The 18,714-nt window shown below is 72.3% G+C and carries 17 protein-coding genes; 12 read left to right on the top strand and 5 right to left on the bottom strand.

From position 1 onward, the window contains the following. Positions 1-11 precede the first annotated feature (11 nt). The 8 genes from AB0C28_RS16940 to AB0C28_RS16975 are packed head-to-tail and all read left to right on the top strand — an operon-like array spanning position 12 to position 7,840. Positions 12-1,634: an ABC transporter substrate-binding protein gene (locus AB0C28_RS16940; RefSeq protein ID WP_357836391.1), complete on the top strand. Its 1,623-nt coding sequence runs from the start codon at positions 12-14 to the stop codon at positions 1,632-1,634. 2 nt (positions 1,635-1,636) lie between these two features. Next, positions 1,637-2,605, top strand: a complete 969-nt coding sequence (locus AB0C28_RS16945) for an ABC transporter permease (protein WP_358075304.1) — start codon at positions 1,637-1,639, stop codon at positions 2,603-2,605. Further along, on the top strand, positions 2,602-3,420 hold the full coding sequence (locus AB0C28_RS16950; RefSeq protein ID WP_357836385.1) for an ABC transporter permease: 819 nt from the start codon (positions 2,602-2,604) through the stop codon (positions 3,418-3,420). Before AB0C28_RS16945 ends, AB0C28_RS16950 begins: the two co-directional genes overlap by 4 nt. Then, positions 3,417-4,436 (top strand): ABC transporter ATP-binding protein, encoded by a 1,020-nt coding sequence (locus AB0C28_RS16955; protein WP_358075307.1) that lies wholly within the window; start codon positions 3,417-3,419, stop codon positions 4,434-4,436. Before AB0C28_RS16950 ends, AB0C28_RS16955 begins: the two co-directional genes overlap by 4 nt. Further along, on the top strand, positions 4,433-5,170 hold the full coding sequence (locus AB0C28_RS16960; protein ID WP_358075310.1) for a dipeptide/oligopeptide/nickel ABC transporter ATP-binding protein: 738 nt from the start codon (positions 4,433-4,435) through the stop codon (positions 5,168-5,170). The genes AB0C28_RS16955 and AB0C28_RS16960 overlap by 4 nt, the downstream gene beginning before the upstream one ends. Then, positions 5,167-6,177 (top strand): P1 family peptidase, encoded by a 1,011-nt coding sequence (locus AB0C28_RS16965; protein ID WP_358075313.1) that lies wholly within the window; start codon positions 5,167-5,169, stop codon positions 6,175-6,177. The genes AB0C28_RS16960 and AB0C28_RS16965 overlap by 4 nt, the downstream gene beginning before the upstream one ends. A 5-nt stretch (positions 6,178-6,182) precedes the next feature. Continuing rightward, the gene (locus AB0C28_RS16970; protein ID WP_357836376.1) at positions 6,183-6,779 is read left to right on the top strand and encodes an FMN-binding negative transcriptional regulator; all 597 of its coding nucleotides are present in this window, start codon (positions 6,183-6,185) and stop codon (positions 6,777-6,779) included. Then, a complete protein-coding gene (locus AB0C28_RS16975) occupies positions 6,776-7,840 on the top strand; it encodes a C45 family peptidase (protein ID WP_357836373.1) in 1,065 nt (354 codons plus the stop codon). Before AB0C28_RS16970 ends, AB0C28_RS16975 begins: the two co-directional genes overlap by 4 nt. Before the next feature lie 29 nt (positions 7,841-7,869). Here AB0C28_RS16975 and AB0C28_RS16980 read toward each other — a convergent pair whose 3' ends face one another. Continuing rightward, the gene (locus AB0C28_RS16980) at positions 7,870-9,033 is read right to left on the bottom strand and encodes an acyl-CoA dehydrogenase family protein (protein ID WP_358075316.1); all 1,164 of its coding nucleotides are present in this window, start codon (positions 9,031-9,033) and stop codon (positions 7,870-7,872) included. 64 nt (positions 9,034-9,097) lie between these two features. Between AB0C28_RS16980 and AB0C28_RS16985 the strand changes: the two genes are divergently transcribed. From AB0C28_RS16985 to AB0C28_RS17000, 4 genes are all read left to right on the top strand, one after another. After that, entirely contained in the window at positions 9,098-10,531 is a 1,434-nt protein-coding gene (locus AB0C28_RS16985; RefSeq protein WP_358075318.1) for an aldehyde dehydrogenase family protein, read from the top strand. Then, complete coding sequence (locus tag AB0C28_RS16990; protein ID WP_358075321.1) at positions 10,528-11,703, top strand: CoA transferase; 1,176 nt, start codon at positions 10,528-10,530, stop codon at positions 11,701-11,703. Before AB0C28_RS16985 ends, AB0C28_RS16990 begins: the two co-directional genes overlap by 4 nt. After that, positions 11,700-12,362: a GntR family transcriptional regulator gene (locus tag AB0C28_RS16995; protein ID WP_357836360.1), complete on the top strand. Its 663-nt coding sequence runs from the start codon at positions 11,700-11,702 to the stop codon at positions 12,360-12,362. Before AB0C28_RS16990 ends, AB0C28_RS16995 begins: the two co-directional genes overlap by 4 nt. A gap of 366 nt (positions 12,363-12,728) precedes the next feature. Then, positions 12,729-14,579, top strand: a complete 1,851-nt coding sequence (locus AB0C28_RS17000) for an endo-1,3-alpha-glucanase family glycosylhydrolase (protein ID WP_358075324.1) — start codon at positions 12,729-12,731, stop codon at positions 14,577-14,579. Positions 14,580-14,651: 72 nt separating this feature from the next. On the opposite strand, the gene AB0C28_RS17005 is transcribed toward AB0C28_RS17000, so the two are convergent. From AB0C28_RS17005 to AB0C28_RS17020, 4 genes are all read right to left on the bottom strand, one after another. After that, a complete protein-coding gene (locus AB0C28_RS17005) occupies positions 14,652-15,443 on the bottom strand; it encodes an alpha/beta hydrolase (protein WP_358075327.1) in 792 nt (263 codons plus the stop codon). 92 nt (positions 15,444-15,535) lie between these two features. Next, positions 15,536-16,747 carry an amidohydrolase family protein gene (locus AB0C28_RS17010; protein ID WP_358075330.1) on the bottom strand — a complete coding sequence of 404 codons (1,212 nt, stop codon included), beginning with the start codon at positions 16,745-16,747 and terminating at the stop codon, positions 15,536-15,538. Further along, the gene (locus AB0C28_RS17015; protein WP_357836349.1) at positions 16,744-17,178 is read right to left on the bottom strand and encodes a GAF domain-containing protein; all 435 of its coding nucleotides are present in this window, start codon (positions 17,176-17,178) and stop codon (positions 16,744-16,746) included. The genes AB0C28_RS17010 and AB0C28_RS17015 overlap by 4 nt, the downstream gene beginning before the upstream one ends. Then, complete coding sequence (locus AB0C28_RS17020; RefSeq protein ID WP_358075334.1) at positions 17,175-18,551, bottom strand: MFS transporter; 1,377 nt, start codon at positions 18,549-18,551, stop codon at positions 17,175-17,177. Before AB0C28_RS17020 ends, AB0C28_RS17015 begins: the two co-directional genes overlap by 4 nt. Between the last annotated feature and the right edge of the window lie 163 nt (positions 18,552-18,714).

The raw sequence follows: 18,714 nt of genomic DNA on the forward strand, positions 1-18,714 counted from the left end.
AGAAGAGGCCCATGCGTAACCTACGCCTGGCCTGCGGTGTCGCGGCCGCCCTGCTGGCTTCGGCCTGCGCCGCCACCGGAACGACCACCAGCCCGACGGCCGCGGCGCAGGAGAGCGCCGCCCCCGGCTACCTCGCCCTCGCCGACCAGTCGCTCCCCTCGGGAGGGACGCTCAACCTCCAGGTCCACATCGACAGCGGCGCCGCCACCGGGTACGACCCGCAGCTCGCCGACGTCGCCACCACCTGGCAGCTGCTGTCGCTGTCCTACGAGACGCTGGTCACGGTGGGCCCCGACTTCTCCGTGCAGCCGCTGCTGGCCGAGAAGTGGGAGACGCCGAGCCCCACCGAGTACGTCTTCCACCTGCGTAAGGGCGTCCGCTTCTCCAACGGCAGGGAGATGACGGCCGGCGACGTGGTGGGCAGCCTCAAGCGGCTGCTGGCCTCCAAGTCGGTGTGGCGCGGCCAGCTCGGCCCGGTCAAGTCGGTGGCCGCGGACGGTGACGCCAAGGTGAAGGTGACGCTGAGCGAGCCGTACACGCCGTTCCTGGCGGCGCTGGCCAACGTGCCCGCGGCGGTGCTGCCGATGAAGGAGATCGACGACAAGTCGGTCGATCCGGCCACCACGCTGCTCGGCACCGGCCCGTACGTGGTCGAGAACCACCGCCAGGACGTGTCGTGGACGTTCAAGCGCAACGACGAATACTGGAACAAGGGCAAGCCGGCCGCCGACGCGCTCAACATCACGATCGCCCCCGAGGAGGCCGCGCGCATCGCCGCGCTGCAGAACGGCAGCGCCGCCCTGGCCACTCTGGGCAACGTGGACTCGTCCACGATGCTGACGGGGGCCCGGAACGTGCAGGTCAAGACGCAGGCCACCACCGACTTCTACTACCTGATGCTCAACAGCCTGAAGCCGGGCTCGAAGCTGGCCGACCCGAAGGTGCGCCAGGCCATCGCCATCGCGCTGGACAATCAGCAGATCGCGGACGTGGCGCTGGGCGGCCAGGGCAAGCCGACCGCGATCACCCCGGCGGGCCTGCCCGGCGCCTGCGACCCGGCCGCGCTGCCGTCGGCGGCCAAGAGCGTGGACGACGCCAAGGCGCTGCTGGCCGAGGCCGGCGCGCAGGACCTGTCGTTCACGCTCACCATCTTCTCCACCGAGCCGGCCCCGGCCGTCGCGCAGGTGATCCAGCAGAACCTCCAGCAGGCCGGCATCACCGTCAAGATCGAGCAGATGGACGAGGCGAGCTGGTCGGGCAAGGTGTACGGCAAGGCGCCCGCCGACTTCGACGCCGCCCTGTCGTGGTTCGCCGGATACGCCGACCCCGGCATGGTCACCAAGTGGTGGAACCCGGAGACGGCCGGCTTCAACGTCGGCTTCATGAAGCCGGACAAGGAGCTGAACACCCTCATCGACGCGGCGGGCAAGGAGCCGGCCGGCCCGTCCAGGGACAAGGCGCTGGCCGCCGTGTGCGCCAAGGCGGACGCGGACGCGCAGATGATCCCGCTGGTCACCCGCCCGGCCACGGTCGCGTTCAGGACCGACGCGCTCAGCCCGAGCCTGTACGCCACCGAGGGCTACGGCAACGTGCTGCGCCTGGTCGCCGACGCCCGCGTGAAGAAGACCCAGTAGCCATGCGGCTGCTGATGTGGTGGTCCGGCCGGGCGCTCAGCTCGGCCGCCACGCTCCTGGGCGTCTCGGTCCTCATCTTCGCCGCCGTGCGGCTGATGCCTGGCGGCTTCGCGGAGACCGTGCTCGGGCCGTTCGCCACCGCCGAGCAGAAGGCCGAGCTGGCCGCCCGCTACGGGCTCGACCAGGCGGTCTTCATGCAGTACGGGCACTGGCTCGCGGCCGTCTCCGGCGGCGACTTCGGCGTGTCCATGATCAGCCGCCAGCCGGTGGGCGCGGAGCTGCTGGCCCGGCTGCCGGTCACCGCCGAGCTGACGGTGCTGGCCGTGCTGGCGAGCGTGCTGGCCGGGGTGCCGCTGGGCGTGCTGACCGCCGTGCGCGCCCGCCCCGAGGGCGGCGGCACGGCCGGGCGGCTGCTCAGCGGGCTGGGCGTCAGCGTGCCCGAGTTCGTGCTGGGCAGCCTGGTGGTGTTCGTCTTCTCCCGGTACGCGCTCGGCCTCAAGGTCGGCTCCTGGGTGCCGTTCACCCAGGACCCGGCGGCGAACCTGGCCACGATGATCCTGCCCGCGGCCGTCCTGTCGATCTTCTCCATCTCGGTGACCGCCAGGACCACCCGCGACGCCGTCATGAACGTGCTGGTCGAGCCGTACGTGACGGCCGCCGTCGGGCGTGGGGAGTCGCCGTGGTTCATCGTCAGGCACCACATCCTGCGCAACGCCGCCACCCCCGTGGTCACGCTGGTCGGCACCACGATCGCGTACCTGCTGGGCGGCGCGCTGATCGTCGAGCACGTGTTCAACCTGCCCGGCGTCGGCTCCTACATCGTGCAGGCCGTCGGCCGCCGCGACTACGCGGTGGTGCAGGCGGGCGTGCTGCTGGCGGCCGGGGTGTTCATCGTGATGAACGTGCTGATCGACCTGCTGGTCGGGGTGCTCGACCCCCGGCTCGGCGTCATGGCGGGGAGGCGCTCGTGAGGAGACTGGACCGGCTGTCGATCGGCGGGCTGGTCACGCTGCTGGTCCTGGTGGTGTTCGCGTTGGGCTCCCCGGTGGGGATCGGCGGCGATCCGGACGCGATCGTCGGCCCACGGCTGCAGCCCCCGGGTCCCGGCTGGTGGCTGGGCACCGACAACCTGGGCCGTTCGCTGCTGCCGCGCGTCATGGAGGGCGTGGGCACGACGCTGCTGCTGTCGTCCGTCGCGGTGCTGGTCACGGCCGCGTTGAGCGCGACGTTCGGCATCGTCGCCGGATACCGTGGCGGTTACCTGAACGAGCTGGTGATGCGCCTGGTGGAAGTGCTCTACTCCTTCCCGGCCATCGTGCTGGCCATCCTGGTCGCCGCCGTGCTCGGCCCCGGCCAGACGGCGGCGCTGGCCAGCATCGTGCTGGTGACGATCCCGCTGATGACCCGGCTGGTGCGGGCCGCCGCCGTGGCCGTCTCGCAGCGCGACTACGTCACCTCCGCCGTCATCAGCGGCGCCCGGCTGCCGCGCGTGCTCGTCCGGCACGTGCTGCCGAACGTGGCCGGCACGATCGCCGTGCAGGGCACGTACGCGCTGTCGGTCGGCATCGCGGTCGAGGGCGGGCTGAGCTTCCTCGGCTTCGGAGTGCAGCCGCCGCAGGCCTCGCTCGGGGTGCTCATCCAGCAGGGCGGCACGTACATGATCGCCGCGCCGTGGCTGATCCTCGGTCCTGGGGTCGTGCTGGTGGCGGCGATCCTGGCGATCAACGTGGTCGGCGACGGGCTGCGCGACCGGCTCGAACCCAGGGAGACGAGGACCTTGACATGAGCCTGCTCTCGGTACGGAATCTGGTGATCGACTATCCGCGCACCCGGGCGCTCGACGGCGCCGATCTCACCCTGGAGCCGGGGGAGAGCCTCGGGCTGGTCGGCGAGAGCGGCTCGGGCAAGTCCACGCTCGGCTCCGCCGTCGGTCGGCTGCTGCCCACGACGGCGCGGCGGACGGACGGGGAGGTGCTGGTCGCCGGGGAGCCGGTGTTCGAGCTGCCCGCCGCCCGGCTGCGTCACCTGCGCAGGAAGCACCTCGGGTTCGTCTTCCAGGATCCGATCGCCTCGCTCGACCCCACCATGCGCGTCGGCGCCCAGCTGCGGCTGGTGCTCGGGCGCGGCGGCGACGTGGGCTTCCACCTGGCGCGGGTCAGGCTCGACGACCCGCGCGTGCCGCGCGCCTACCCGCACCAGCTCTCCGGCGGCATGGCGCAGCGGGTGGCCATCGCGATGGCCATGGCCACCTCGCCCGAGCTGCTCGTCGCCGACGAGCCGACCGCCGCCCTGGACAGCCAGGTGCGCGAGGAGGTGTCGAACGTGGTGTTCTCGCTGGCCGCCGAGGCGGGCACGAGCATCCTGTGGCTCAGCCACGACCTGCCCGCCGTGGCCCGCCGCTGCGACCGGGTCGCGGTCATGTACGGCGGGCGCGTCGTCGAGAGCGGCCCCGCCCGCGAGGTGCTGGGCGACCCGGCCCACCCCTACACGGCGGCGCTGGCGGGCTCGGCTCCCACCGCCGCGCCGCACGGCGTCCGTCTCCATCCGGTGCCCGGCCGGCCGCCCATGCTCGACGGCCCGTCGGCCGGCTGCGCGTTCGCGCCGCGCTGCGCGTTCGCGGAGGAACGCTGCGAGCACGAACGTCCGGTCCCGGTCCGCGTCCGCGAGCAGGACGTCCTGTGCCACCGGGCGGGCGAGCTGGAGGGCCGCCTGTCGCCGGTCGGCGCAGTGCCGCAGGGCGGCGAAGTGTCACCGGGCGGCGCTGTGCCGCGGGACGACGCCGTGTCGGAGGTGAAGGCGTGATCCTCGAACTGGACGACGTCACCGTCACCTTCGCCGCGGGCCCGCCGTTCCGGCGCATCCACCTCGACGCGATGCGGCACGTCACGCTGTCGGTCGCCGAGGGCGAGACGCTGGGTCTGGTCGGCGAGTCGGGCTCGGGCAAGACGACCACCAGCCGGGTCGCGCTCGGCCTGCAGCGCCCCACGGCCGGCACGGTCAGGTTCGGCGGGCGCCCGTTCCCCAAACGGCGGCGCGAGCTGGCCGGACGCATGCAGGCCGTGCTCCAGCACCCGCACTGGTCGCTCAACCCGCGCATGCGCGTCGGCCAGAGCGTCGCCGAGCCACTGGCGGTGCTCGGCCGACCGGCGGGGGCCGCGGTGACCGAGGTGCTGGAGCAGGTCGGCCTGGAGGCGGCTTTCGCCGGCCGCTATCCGCACGAGCTCTCCGGCGGCCAGCGCCAGCGCGTCTCGATCGCCCGCGCGCTGGTCACCAGGCCGGGCTTCATCGTCTTCGACGAGGCCGTCAGCGCGCTGGACGTCTCCGTCCAGGTGCAGATCCTCAACCTGATCAAGGACCTGCAGTCCGAGTACGGCTTCAGCGCCCTGTTCATCTCCCACGACCTGGGCGCGGTCCGCTACGTCGCCGACCGGATCGCGGTCATGCGCGCGGGCGAGATCGTGGAGACCGCCGAGACGGCCACCTTCTACTCCGCCCCTTCCCACGAGTACTCGAAGCAACTGCTGGAGGCCCTATGACCGACGCTATGAACGACGCGGGGAGCGCGGGCCCGCGGCTCGCGACCCCGTCCGTGTTCGCCCCGGGCGGGCCGCGTAACGCGGACCTGCCGCTGACCCCGCAGCCCAGCCCCGGGCGCGCCTCGGTCGCGTTCGACCTGCCCGGCGTGTACGTCGGCACGGCCGAGTACGGCGAGGGCCCCACCGGCTGCACCGTCGTCCACCTGCCCGCGGGCGCCCGCACGGCCGTGGACGCGCGCGGCGGCGCGGTCGGCATGAGCGGCGGCTACGACTTCAACCACGCGATCTGCCTGGCGGGCGGCTCGGTGTACGGGCTGGCCGCGGCGGCGGGCGTCAGCGACGAACTGCTCGCCCGCCGGGACAACCGCACGAAGTGGGACGAGCTGCAACTGGTGTCCGGGGCGGTGATCTACGACTTCTCCTGCCGCGACACCGCTGTCTACCCGGACGCCGAGCTGGGCCGGGCCGCGCTGCGTAACGCGGTCGAGGGCGAGTTCCCGGTGGGCCGGTGCGGCGCGGGCCGGACGGCGAGCGCGGGCAAGGTGGACTTCGGCCGGGCCGAGTTCGCCGGTCAGGGGGCCGCGTTCGGCACGTTCGGCGAGGCGAAGGTGCTGGTGGCGACCGTGGTCAACTCGGTGGGCGCGGTGATCGACCGACAAGGCCGGGTCGTGCGCGGCAACTACCACGCCGGCCTCGGGCAGCGCCGCCACCCGAGCGCCGACTACGCCGAGGCGATCGGCGACGGCGCGCCGTCGGTCATGGGCAACACCACGCTGACCGTGATGATCACCAACGTGCGGCTGACGGACATCGAGCTGCTCCAGGTCGGCCGCCAGGTGCACAGCTCGATGCACCGGGGCATCCAGCCGTTTCACACACTGACGGACGGCGACACGATGTTCGCGATGACGACGGACGAGGTCGAGCTGACCGGCGTCAAGCCGACCGGTCTCGGCACGCTGGCCTCCGAGCTGGCGTGGGACGCGATCCTGAGCGCGGCGGAGTAGCCGCGATGCACACGTTTCCCCGTTACGCGGCCCAGGATCCGGCGCAGGTGGACCTGCTGGTCAAAGAGAACCCGTTCGCGCTGGTCGTGAGCGCGACGGACGGCGTGCCGGTGGCCACGCACGTGCCGGTGATCCTGGAGAGCGACCGGGTCGAGGGCGGCACGCTGCTCGGGCACCTGGCCCGCGCCAACCCGCACTGGCGCTCATGGGAGTCCTCGCCGGAGGTGCTGGTGATCTTCCAGGGGCCGCACGGCTACGTCTCACCCACCGTGTACGCCACCGACCCGGCCGTCCCGACCTGGGACTACGCGGCGGTGCACGTGACCGGCCGGCTGGAGTTGCTCGACGATGCCCTTGAGGTGGTGGAGCGCACGGTCGAGGCCGTGGAGTCGGCCCGCCGCCCGTCCTGGGAGCCGACCCCGGCCTCCAGGGAGAGGTTCCGCGTGTTGCTGCCGGGGGTAGTGGCCTTCCGGGTGCACGTGCGTACCGTGCGGAGCATGTTCAAGCTGAGCCAGGACATCGACGCCGAGCGGTACGCCCGCGTCCGCGACTCCTTCGCCGCGGCGAACCCGCGGCTCGCCGATTTGATGGACAGGTCATGACATTTCCCTGCTTTACGTCCAGCCAGACCGATCCCAGGGCCCGCGGCAAAGAACTGGGCACTCACCTGCGCAAGCGCATCGTCGCCAACCTCACCGGCTACACCGAGCTGTTCGCGGTCGCCGGCGCCAGGCCCGCGCAGGTGCGCGCCTGGGGCGAACGGGCGCTCGACCGCAGCGCCGCCTGGGCGCCGTCGCTGGCGGAGGAGATGGCCGGGATCGCGGCCGGCGCCGGGCTGGACCCGTGGCAGGTGGCCGTGGTCAACGCCCGCACCGAGATCCTGGCCGGCATCGACGCGGTCGGCCACGGCGAGTGCTCGACCTCCGTGGTGCTGCCGAAGCAGGGCCCGCCGCGCACGGTGCAGACCTGGGACTGGCACGACCACCTGCGTGACGCGCCGATGTTGTGGGAGCTGGAGCCGCGGCCTGGCCACGTCGTGCGCACGTTCACCGAGGCAGGGGTGCTGGCCAAGATCGGCGTCAACACGGCGGGCCTCGGCGTGCACTTCAACATCCTGCGCCACGTCACCGACACCGCCGAGACCGGCGTGCCCGTCCACCTGATCGCCCGCCGCATCCTCGACGAGGCGGCCACGGTCGAGGAGGCCGCGGACATCGCCCGCTCGGCCCCGGTCTCCGCCTCCAGCGTCATCACGGCCGTGACGGACGGCGACGCCGCCTCGATCGAGATCTCACCGGCCGGGGTGGCCGTCATCCCGCCGGGGCCCGACGGGGTCCTGCAGCACTGCAACCACTTCCTGGACGCGGACCTGGCGGCGGGGGAGCGGCACGCCAGCGAGCGGCCCGGCACCTACGACCGCCTGCGCCACCTGCACGACCACGTCGAGGCGCTCAGCGACGCCGACCTCAACGCGCGGGCGCTGGCCATGCTCGCCCACGCGCCCGACGACGCGCCGGTCTGCGCCCATCCCGACCTGACCCAGCCGCTCAACCAGCGCTGGGAGACGCTCGCCACGATCGGCCTCGACCTGCCCGCCGGGCGGCTGCGGGTGCACCAGGGCGGGCCGTGCCAGGTCACCGAGGCGACCTGGCAGACCTTCTGAGAGTTCTACTTGAACCCCTATTCGAACCCTTATTTGAACGCTGCGATGCCCGTGAGCGCCTTGCCGATGACCAGGGAGTGGATCTCCGAGGTGCCCTCGTAGGTCAGCACGGACTCCAGGTTCACCGAGTGCCTGATCACGGGGTATTCGAGAGTGGTGCCGCTCGCTCCGAGCAGCGTGCGGCACTTCCTGGCGATCTCCAGGGCCTCGCGCACGTTGTTCAGCTTGCCCAGGCTCACCTGCTCGGGGGTGAGCGTGCCGGCCTCCTTCAGCCGGCCCAGGTGCACGGCGAGCAGCAGGCCCTTGCCCAGCTCCAGCGCCATGTCCGCGAGCTTCTCCTGGGTCAGCTGGTACGACGACAGCGGCCTGGCGAACACCTCCCGCCGTGCGGTGTAGGCGAGGGTGGTCTCCAGGCAGTCCAGCGCCGCCCCCATCGCCCCGAACACGATCCCGAACCTGGCCTCGTTCAGGCAGCCGAGCGGCCCGGACAGACCCCTGGCGCCGGGCAGCATCGCCTCGCCGGGCAGGCGCACCCCGTCCAGCACCAGCTCGCTGGTGACGCTCGCGCGCAGCGAGATCTTGTGCTTGACGTCGTTGACGGTGAAACCCGGGGTGCCCGCCGGGACCAGGAAGCCCCTGACACCCTCGTCGGTGCGGGCCCAGACCACGGCCACGTCCGACACCGAGCCGTTGGTGATCCACAGCTTGGTGCCGTTCAGCACCCAGTCGCCGCCCTCGCGCTTGGCCGTGGTCCGCATGCCGCCGGGGTCGGAGCCGAAGTCGGGCTCGGTCAGGCCGAAGCAGCCGATGCGCTCGCCGGCCGCCATCGCGGGCAGCCACTCCTGCTTCTGCTCCTCGCTGCCGTACTTCCAGATCGCGTACATCGCCAGCGAGCCCTGCACCGACACCAGGCTGCGCAGGCCGGAGTCGGCCGCCTCCAGCTCCAGGCAGGCCAGCCCGTACGAGACCGCGCCCATGCCGGCGCAGCCGTAGCCGTCGAGGTGCATGCCGAGCACGCCGAGCGAGCCGAGCGTGCGGGCCAGCTCCCGCGCGGGCAGCTCCCCGGCCTCGAACCAGCCGGCGACGTGCGGGCGGATCTCCCGGTCGCACACGAGCCTGACCGTGTTCCTGATCTCGCGTTCCTCCTCGGTCAGCAGGGTGTCGAGGGCGAAGAGGGTGGTGGGTGCGATCATTCCCGCTCCGTATTTTGGATCCAATATTGAAAATCCAATATGGCACAGTTAGGGTGCGTTGACCATGGACGTTCTGAATCTCATCGGTGGCCGCTGGGTCGAGGGCGCGGGCGAGGAGTTCGCCGACACCAACCCCGCACGGCCCGCCGAGGTCGTGGCGCGCGGGCGGTTCGCGTCCGTGCCCGAGGTGGCGCGGGCCGTCGCGGCGGCCCGCGCGGCCGCGCCCGGCTGGGCGGCGACCCCGCACCACGCCCGCGCCGCCGTGCTCACCGCCGCCGCCGACGTCGTCACGCGGCACGCCGACGAATGGGGCGCCGAGCTGGCCCGCGAGGAGGGCAAGACGCTGCCGGAGGCCGTCGCCGAGGTCCAGGGCGCGGCCCGGATCATGCGGTACTACGCCGGCGAGGCCGACAGGGAGAGCGGCGAGGTCTACGCCTCACCGCGCCCCGGCGAGAACGTGCTCGTCGTCCGCCGGCCGGTCGGCGTCGCGGGGCTGATCACGCCGTTCAACTTCCCGATCGCCATCCCGGCCTGGAAGATCGCGCCCGCGCTCACGTACGGGAACGCCGTGGTGTGGAAGCCGTCCTCGCTGGTGCCGCTGCTCGCCTACCGGCTGGCCTGGGCGCTGACCTCCGCCGGGCTGCCCGACGGCGTGCTCAACCTCGTGTACGGCGAGGCCGATGCCGGCTCGGCCATCGTCGACGATCCAGGTGTGGACGCGGTGTCGTTCACCGGCTCCACCGGCGTCGGCCGGGCCGTCATCGCCCGCTGCGGCGAACTGGGCAAACCGGTGCAGACCGAGATGGGCGGCAAGAACGCCTCCATCGTGCTCGCCGACGCCGACCTCGACCACGCCGCCGAGCAGGTCTGCCTCGGCGCCTTCCGCTCGACCGGGCAGAAGTGCACGGCCACCTCCCGGCTGATCGTGGCCGACCAGGTGGCGGACGAGCTGCTGGAACGGGTCGCGGACCGGGCCGCGCGGCTCGTCGTCGGCGACCCGCTGGACAGCGGCGTCGAGATGGGACCCCTGGTCAGCTCGGCCGCCCGCGAGCGCGTCACGGCCGGGGTCGCGCGGGCCGTGGGGGAGGGGGCCAAGCCGCTGGCGGGCGCCGCGCCGCTGGAGCGCGACGGCTGGTTCGCGCCGCCGACCCTGCTGGACCTGCCGGGGACCGGGGTGGACTTCTGGCGGACCGAGCTGTTCGGACCCGTGGTGGGCGCCGTACGGGCGGGGAGCGCGGAGGAGGCGCTCGGGCTGGCGAACCTCAGCGACCACGGCCTGTCCGCGGCCATCTTCACCAGGGACCTCGGAGCGGCGCTGCGCGCGGTCGACCGGCTGGAGGTGGGCGTGCTGCACGTCAACTCCGAGTCGGCGGGGACGTTCCCGCACGTGCCGTTCGGCGGGGCCAGGCAGAGCGGGTTCGGGCCCAAGGAGCAGGGGCGGGCGGCCAGGGAGTTCTACACCAGGTCGGTCACCGTCTACCTGGGGGCGCCGGCGTGAGCGGGGCGCTGTCGGGGCTGCTCGTGGCCGACTTCAGCCGGGTGCTGGCCGGGCCTTACGCCACCATGCTCCTGGCCGACCTGGGGGCCGAGGTGGTCAAGGTCGAGCGGCCCGGCGCCGGGGACGACACGCGGGCGTGGGGGCCGCCGTACGCGGAGGGGGAGGCGACGTACTTCCTCGGCGTCAACCGCAACAAGCGCTCGATCGCCCTGGACCTGCGCGCGGACGCCGAGGTCGCGCGGGCCCTGGCGGCGCGGGCCGACGTGCTGGTGGAGAACTTCAGGCCGGGGACGATGGAACGGCTCGGGCTCGGCTACGACACGCTGCGGGAGCTCAATTCGGGCCTGGTCTACTGCTCGATCACCGGATTCGGGTCGGGGGCAGGGGCCGGTCTGCCCGGATACGACCTGATCGCGCAGGCGGTCGGCGGGCTGATGAGCGTCACGGGCGAGCCAGGCGGCCCCGGAACCAAGGCGGGGGTGGCGCTGGTGGACGTGATCACCGGCCTGCACGCCGCCCTCGGCATCCTGGCCGCCCTCCACCACCGCGACACCACCGGCCAGGGAGGCCGCGTCGGCGGGCCGGGCGTCCCCGACGGCGCGCCTGGCGGCGGGGTCGGGCAGCGGGTCGAGGTGTCGTTGTTGTCGTCGCTCCTGTCGGCGCTCACCAACCACTCCTCCGCCTATGCCGCCGCCGGCGTCGTGCCGCGCGCGATGGGGAACCGGCATCCGAGCATCGTCCCGTACGAGGTGTTCCAGGCCGCCGACCGCCCGATCGTGATCGCGGCGGGGAACGACCGCCAGTACCGCGCCCTGTGCGCCGTCCTCGACCGGGACGACCTGGCAGAAGACCCCCTTTACGCCACCAACGCCGCCCGGGTGGCCGCCAGGGAGATGCTCGTGCCCGCACTGAACGCGGCCCTGGCGGGGCGGACGGCCGACGAGTGGTTCGAGCGGCTGACCGCCGCAGGAGTGCCGTGCGGCCCGATCAACGACCTGGCCGCCGCGTTCGCCCTCGCCGAGGATCTGGGCCTGGAGCCCGCCGTCGAGCTCGGCGGCGTCGGCCAGGTCGCCAATCCGCTGCGCATGAGCGCCACCCCGCCCTCCTACCGCCTTCCGCCGCCCGCGCTCGGGCAGGACGACGCGTGGGTTCGTGAGATATTGGGGCCGTGAGTCCGGACGAGGCACGACGCAGGCCGCCCACGGCCCAGCAGTTCGTGCTGGCCGAGCTGCGCCGCGCCATCACCACCGGCCGGCTGCGGCCCGGCGCCCCCATCAGGCAGGACGCGCTGGCCGAGGAGTTCCAGGTCAGCCGCGTCCCGCTGCGTGAGGCGCTCAAGACGCTGCAGGGCGAGGGGCTGGTCACCTACGAGGCGCACCGAGGCTACTTCGTCGAGACGCTCTCCCTCGACGACCTGCGCGAGGTCTACCGCATCAGGCAGCTGCTGGAGGAGGAGGCCGTGCGCCGGGCCGTGGCCCGCCTCACCGAGGCCGACCTGGGCCGGCTGGCGGCGGCGCAGGACGAGGTCGAGCGGGCCGCCGCGGCGGATGACGTGCTCGCCATGGCCACCGCCAACCGGGTCTTCCACATGACCCTGTTCGACTGTGCGGGCATGCCGCGCCTGGCCCGGATGATCCGCACGCTCTGGGACACGACCGACGCCTACCGGTCGATGTACTACGGCGACGCTGGCAACAGGGAACGGGTGGTCAAGGAGCACCGCGCCACCCTCGACGCCCTGCGCCGAGGGTCCGCCGACGAGGCCGTGACGACGCTCAACGTGCACCGCGACCACGCGGTGGCCGAGCTGGAGCCGTACCTGAACGTTTGAGTCCCCTTCGCCGCCCTGTGCCACCACCCGGGGCCGTCACCTGGGGCCGGCGTCACTCCCGGGTGTCTGACTCATCTCATTTCGAAAAGTCACTCGTTTTGTCGGCTCCGCCGCAGTAGCTTGTGATGATCTTCAAATTGGACCCCTACTAGGAGGGCAATGTTCCCCCAGGCTCGACGGGTGGGCATCATCTCGCTGCTCACGCTGGTCGTGTCCGTCGGCACGACCGGTGCGACGGCGCCGTTATCCGCGGCCGTGCGCGAAGCCGCGTCCCCTCCTCCCGCGTCCGTCGCGGGACAGGCCACGGCTTCCCCGGCCTTGTCAGGAACGTCTCCGGCGTTCTCAGGAACGCCCACGAAAGTGGTCGTGCCCGCCCTTGACGACGTTCTCGTCAGCCAGGCGGAGCCGGCCAAGAGCTTCGGCGCCGCGACGTGGATGTCCGTCTGCGGCGCCACCTGCGCATCTTCCGCCGGCGGCCGGCGGGTCGCGCTCGCCAGGTTCAAGGTCTCCGGCATCCCGGCCGGCGCCGGGAACCTCACCGCCACCCTTGAGCTGACCCCGACCAGGACCGCCGCGACCACGCTGTCGGCGCGCGAGGTGTCCGGCTCCTGGACCGAGGCCGCGACCACGTGGAAGACCCGTCCCAAGCTCGGGAAGGTGCTCGCGAAACACACCGGCTTCACCGCCGGCCGGCCGGTCCGCCTCGACGTTTCCCCGGCGATCACCCGCGACGGCGCCTACTCCTTCGCCTTCACGCAGCCGGACGCCACGCCCACGGTGCTGTACTCCTCGCGCCGGCCCGGCGACCGCGGCCCCAAGCTCACGATCACCTACACCACGGGCGCCACGCCCTGCGCCACGCTGCCCTTCGACAAGCCCTCGGCCGCCGCGTTGCGCGCCTCGGCCAAGAAGGCGTTCGCGTTCTACTTCCCGCCCTTCCCCGTCTCGGTCGACAACAAGGACCCGGCGAAGGACCAGTACGCCTCCTGGCTCGACCCGGCCGGCTCCAGCGGCCTCTACCAGAACAGGGGCGGCTACCTGCGGGACCGGCCGCTGACCAGGCCCGTACGGCCCGAGGCCGGCTGGCGGCGGCTCGACTTCGAGCGCGAGGTGCGCCAGGCCATCGCGCAGGGGCTCGACGGGTTCATCTACCAGCATCACACCTCCAGCGACCAGCGCTGGAACCAGCTGCCCCAGCTCCTCCACGCCGCCCAGGCCGTGGACCCGCAGTTCAAGATCGTGCTCAGCCCCGGCTTCCCGGCCGCCGCCGGAGCCCCGTACGCCAAAATGGTCACCGACATTCTGCTGGTCAAGGGCCACCCGTCGCTGTTCACGCTGCCCGACGGGAGCGTGCTGCTCGCGCCGTACACGATCGAGCGCCAGCCGCCCTCCTGGTGGCGGGCCGCCCGGGCGGCGCTGGCCGCCAGGGGCATGAAGACGTCGCTGATGTCGATCTTCGGCTACTGGGACGGCCGCGGCAGGACCGAGTGGGACAAGTACGTCTACGGCCACTCCTCCTGGGGCGCCAACCGTCCCGGGGTGACCGGGAGCTTCGTCAAGGCGGCCAAGGCCGCGCACAAGCGCAAGCTGACGTACATGGCGCCGATCGGGTTCGAGGACACCAGGGCCAAGGAACTGCACTACTGGGAGGCGCGCAACAGCAGCACGCTGCGCGGCTCGTGGCGGGCGGCGATCAAGGGTGACGCCGACTGGGTGCAGCTCGTCACCTGGAACGACTACGGCGCGTCGCACCAGGCGCCCTCGAAGGCGCGCGGCCACGCGCTCGCCGACGTCAACGCCTACTACACGACCTGGTTCAAGACCGGCGAGGCGCCGCGGATCGTGCGGGACGCGCTGTACTACTTCCACCGCGGTCACCAGGCCGGCGCCCCTTACGACACGAGCAAGCAGACCGCCGGCAAGTTCACCATCCCGGCCGGTCCGGGGCCGGTGGACCAGGTGGAGCTGCTGGCGTTCGTGAAGGGGCCGGGCAAGCTGGTGATCACGCAGGGCTCCGACGTGCGGAGCAAGCGGGTGCGCGCGGCCGGGGTCGTGTCGTTCAAGGTGCCGATGGTGCCGGGGACGACGCCGGTCTTCGAACTGCGGCGAGGCGGCGACACCGTCCAGACGCTGCGCAGCTCGACGCCCATCAGGGCGAGCGTCACGTATCAGGACATGATCTACCACGCGGGCGGCGGCACCGCCTGCTCCGGCTGACCCGGCCACGGAGCTTGCCTGACCTCGCTGCCGCGTGGACGTCCCCGACCGGGCCGCCCGTGCGCACGGCGCTCACCGGACGCGTTCGGCCAGGTCGGTCACCGCGTTGACGAGGCCGGGGCCGTCCAGCATGACCAGGTCGTTGTGCCCGGCCCCCGCCACCTCCACGGTCGTCGTCGCGTCCGCCGCCTCGGCGACCGCCCGGCTCAGGCTCGGGGGGACGATCGTGTCGCGGGTGCCGTACACGACGACGACGGGGGCGCGTACCCGGCCGATGTCGCGTGCGACGGGGAAGCGGTCGCGCAGCAGGGCGCGTACCGGGAGGAACGGGTAGTTGGCCTGGCCGGCGGCGGCCAGGTCGGTGAACGGCGAGCGCAGCACCAGCCCGTCCGGCGGCCGCTCCAGCGCGAGCCTGGTCGCGACCGCCGCGCCCAGGCTCTCGCCGAAGTAGATCACCCGCGAGGTACGGACGAGGTCGCGCGCGGCCAGGGCGTCGAGGAACAGGCCCTCCTCCGTCGGGCTGCCCGGGTTGCCGCCGTAGCCGCGGTAGTCCATCAGCAGGACCGGCAGCCCGTACGCGGCCAGCGCCCTGGCCAGGGGCGCGCGGTGCAGCCGGTTGCCCGCGTTGCCGCCGGTGACCAGCACGGTCACGTCGCGGTCACCGGGCACGTGCCAAGCGGCGAGCCGCAGCCCGTCACGGGTGGTGAACGAGACGTCGCGCGCCCCCGGGATCACCTCGGCGGCCGGCGGCACCGGGCCCCGGTCGGGCAGGTAGATGAGCCGCCGCTGGAACACCCACAGCAGGCCGAGCAGCAGGAGCAGCACGACCACGACCACCAGGGCGGTGCGCGTCAGCGTAGTCACGACAACCACGGTACGCACACCGCCAGGAACCCGCCCGAGACGAGTCCGACGACGATCACCCACGGAAGGACACGTCCGACGGCGATCACGACCTAGGAGACGACGGCGCCTGCCTGGACGACGTGGCGCAGGTGCTTGGCCGGGTCGGCGAGGACGCCGATGTCCGCCAGCGGATCCCCGTCGAGCACGAGCAGGTCGGCGTGCGCCCCCACGGCCAGCGTGCCGAGCTCGCCCGGCCGCCCGGCCAGCTCCGCAGCGCCGGTCGTGGCCGAGCGCAGCACGTCGATCGGCCGCTGCACCTCGGCCCGCAGCCGGAACTCGTGGCTCTGGTGCCGGTGCATGCCGCCGAGCAGGTCCGTCCCGTACGCCAGCCGCACACCCCCGCGCGCCGCCCGCTCCAGCGCGACCAGGCCCGCCTCCAGCACGTCGTCCACCTTGCGCCAGCTGCTCTCGGACAGCCCGAACTCGCGCCCTTCCTGCTTGAGCGCCCAGTACGTCACCAAGGTCGGCACCAGGTAAGCCTCGTGCCGCCGGAACAGCTCGACGCTGGAGTCGTCGATGAGGTTGCCGTGCTCGATGGAGCGCACCCCGGCTTCGAGGGCCCGGTTGACGGCGCGGGCGGTGTAGGCGTGGGCGGCGACGTACCGGTTGGCGGCCTCGGCCTCCTCGACGGCGGCGCGCAGCTCGTCCATCGAGTACTGGGTCGAGTCGACCCGGTCGGTCGGCGAGGCGACGCCGCCGGAGGCCATCACCTTGATGTGGTCCGCGCCCTTGCGCAGCTCGTCACGGGCGGCGACGCGCACCGCGTCCACCCCGTCGGCGATCCGCCCGACGCCCGCGCAGCACGGGTGGTCGTCGGTCAGGTGCTCGCCCCTGCCGCGAAGGTCGGCGTGGCCGCCGGTCTGGCTCAGCCCCTTGCCGCAGAACAGCAGTCGCGGGCCCCGGATCAGGCCCTCCGCCTGGGCGTCGGCGAGCCCGAAGTCGGCGCCCGAGCAGTCGCGGACCGTGGTGAAACCGCGATCGAGCATGCCGGCCATGATGCGGGCGCTGTGGGCGGCCACGTACGAGGGCGACATGGAGCCGAGCAGGCCCAGGTTCGCGGTCGAGGCGGTGACGTGCACGTGCGCGTCGATCAGGCCGGGCACGACGTGGGCGCCCGCGAGGTCGATCACCCGCGTGCCGTCGGGGGCGCGCAGCCCGCGTCCCGTCTCGGCGACGCGGCCGTCCGCGCAGCGCAGGTCGCCCTCGGCGTACTCGCCGGTCGTGATGTCGAGCAGCAGCGCGTTACGCAGCAGCAGGCTCATGCGGCACCTCCGGACAGCGCGGGAGCGGCCTTCGCGGCGATGGCCTGGGCGGCGGCCACGGAGTCGTCGTCGTAGCTGCCCTCGGCGTCGAGGATGTTGAGCACGCCGAGCACCTCGCCGTCCGTCCCGATCACGGGCACGTTGACGATCGAACCGCAGCCCAGGCTCTCGATCAGCTCGTGGTCGGCGAAGATCTCCCGTACGGCGGCGCGGTCACGGCCGAAGTACGGCTCACGCCGCTCGATGCAGGTGGCCAGCCAGCCCTGGGCGACCTCGACGGTCTTCTCGCCGCCCACCGGGTACTCCACGGGGTGACTGCTGTGCACGCGGCGCAGCGCCCGCCGCTCCGGCACCCAGGCCAGCACGGTGAACAGCCGCACGCCCACCTCCCTGCGCACCGTCTGCTCAAGCTCGTTCAGGTCGTCGATCACTTCGTCGCCTCCTCGGCGGTGGACTCCGTCAGCTCTTCCAGTGAACGCCCGGCCGTGGCCAGGCCGAACACGACCACGCACACCACCCCGGCCACCAGCACGGCCGTGGTCAGCCCGAACACGCCGGCGAAGCCGAGGCTGGCGGCCGACAGTCCGATGATCGTCGGTGCCAGGATGCTGCCGACCCGCCCGAACGCGCTCGACAGGCCGGAGCCGGTCGCCCGGATCCAGGTGGGGAAGACCTCGGGGGTGTAGGAGTAGACGCCGGCGTACGTGCCGTTCAGGAAGAACGACAGCACCGCGCCCGCGACCGTGATGGCGACGGGCGAGTCCATCTGCGACAGCCAGAACGCGCTGACCGCCGAGCCGCCGAGGTAGATCGCGATCGTGTTCTTGCGGTCCAGCCGCTCGGAGAGCCAGGCGGCGGAGAAGTAGCCGGGGATCTGCGCCAGATAGATGATGATCGAGAACTCGAAGCTTTTGGTGACGGTGATGCCGCGCTGCACGAGGAGGGTGGGGATCCAGGAGAAGAACCCGTAGTACGAGAACGTGATCACGAACCACACCAGCCAGATCACCGCCGTGCGTCTGGCCATGGCCGGGCTCCACAGGAACTTCAGCGCGTTGAGCAGGTTCACCTTCGGCGTGTGCGTCACGGGTGCGACGGCGCTCTCGGGCACCGGTGGCAGCGGCGCGCCGGTGGCCTGTTCGACGCGGCGCTCCAGGTCGGCCACCACCGCCTCGGCCTCGTCCGTACGGCCCTGCTGGAGCAGGAAGCGGGGCGATTCCGGCAGCGAGCGGCGCCACCACAGCAGCATGACGATCGGCAGTGCGGTGATCGCCTGCGCGATCCGCCAGCCGTCGTCGAACGTCGGCACCACGAACCGCCCGATCAGCGCCGCCATCACGAACCCGAACGAGAAGAAGCCGGCCAGCGCGCCGATGAACCAGCCGCGCCGGTTGGCGGGCACGAACTCCGACAGGAACGGCGCGATGATCGCGCTCTCCGCCCCGGCGCCGGCTCCGGCCAGCACGCGGGAGCCGAGGAAGATCTCGTAGTTGGGGGCGAACGCGGCGACGACGGAGAAGACGGCGTAGAAGGCGAGCGCGTACATCATCACCTTCTTGCGGCCGATGCGGTCGCCGAGCAGGCCCGCCACGGTCGCGCCGAACAGGAACCCGAACGGCGTCGCCGACCCGATGAAGCCGAGCTGGCCGTTGGACAGGTCCCATGCCTCCTGGGCGCTCGGCAGCAGGAAGGCGACGACGGCGGAGTCCATGCCGTCGAAGGTGTAGCCGAGGCCGCCGATCAGGAGGAGGAGATAGTGCGGACGGCTCAGGGGGAGCCGGTCCAGCCGGGCCAACAAGGTCATCTGACACACCTTTCCCCAGGTCCTGGCCCTGTAGGTCGAATTCGAAGCAACATATAGTGCGAATAGCTAAAATTGCAATGGTCTTTGCAAGTTTGGATTATTGCCACCGCGTAGCATGTTCCGGGCCAGGGGACGCGCTCACGCTCGGATCCGGGCCCTGGAG

It is taken from the genome of Nonomuraea sp. NPDC048892 (genome assembly GCF_040649735.1).
In the GTDB taxonomy this organism is placed as follows: domain Bacteria; phylum Actinomycetota; class Actinomycetes; order Streptosporangiales; family Streptosporangiaceae; genus Nonomuraea; species Nonomuraea maheshkhaliensis.

Excerpts from the sequence above, each read along its gene's own strand:
- AB0C28_RS16940 (WP_357836391.1), top strand. The coding sequence starts at position 12 with ATGCGTAACCTACGCCTGGCCTGCGGTGTCGCGGCCGCCCTGCTGGCT.
- AB0C28_RS16945 (WP_358075304.1), top strand. The coding sequence starts at position 1,637 with ATGCGGCTGCTGATGTGGTGGTCCGGCCGGGCGCTCAGCTCGGCCGCC.
- AB0C28_RS16955 (WP_358075307.1), top strand. The coding sequence starts at position 3,417 with ATGAGCCTGCTCTCGGTACGGAATCTGGTGATCGACTATCCGCGCACC.
- AB0C28_RS16965 (WP_358075313.1), top strand. The coding sequence starts at position 5,167 with ATGACCGACGCTATGAACGACGCGGGGAGCGCGGGCCCGCGGCTCGCG.
- AB0C28_RS16970 (WP_357836376.1), top strand. The coding sequence starts at position 6,183 with ATGCACACGTTTCCCCGTTACGCGGCCCAGGATCCGGCGCAGGTGGAC.
- AB0C28_RS16975 (WP_357836373.1), top strand. The coding sequence starts at position 6,776 with ATGACATTTCCCTGCTTTACGTCCAGCCAGACCGATCCCAGGGCCCGC.
- AB0C28_RS16980 (WP_358075316.1), bottom strand. The coding sequence starts at position 9,033 with ATGATCGCACCCACCACCCTCTTCGCCCTCGACACCCTGCTGACCGAG.
- AB0C28_RS16985 (WP_358075318.1), top strand. The coding sequence starts at position 9,098 with ATGGACGTTCTGAATCTCATCGGTGGCCGCTGGGTCGAGGGCGCGGGC.
- AB0C28_RS17010 (WP_358075330.1), bottom strand. The coding sequence starts at position 16,747 with ATGAGCCTGCTGCTGCGTAACGCGCTGCTGCTCGACATCACGACCGGC.
- AB0C28_RS17020 (WP_358075334.1), bottom strand. The coding sequence starts at position 18,551 with ATGACCTTGTTGGCCCGGCTGGACCGGCTCCCCCTGAGCCGTCCGCAC.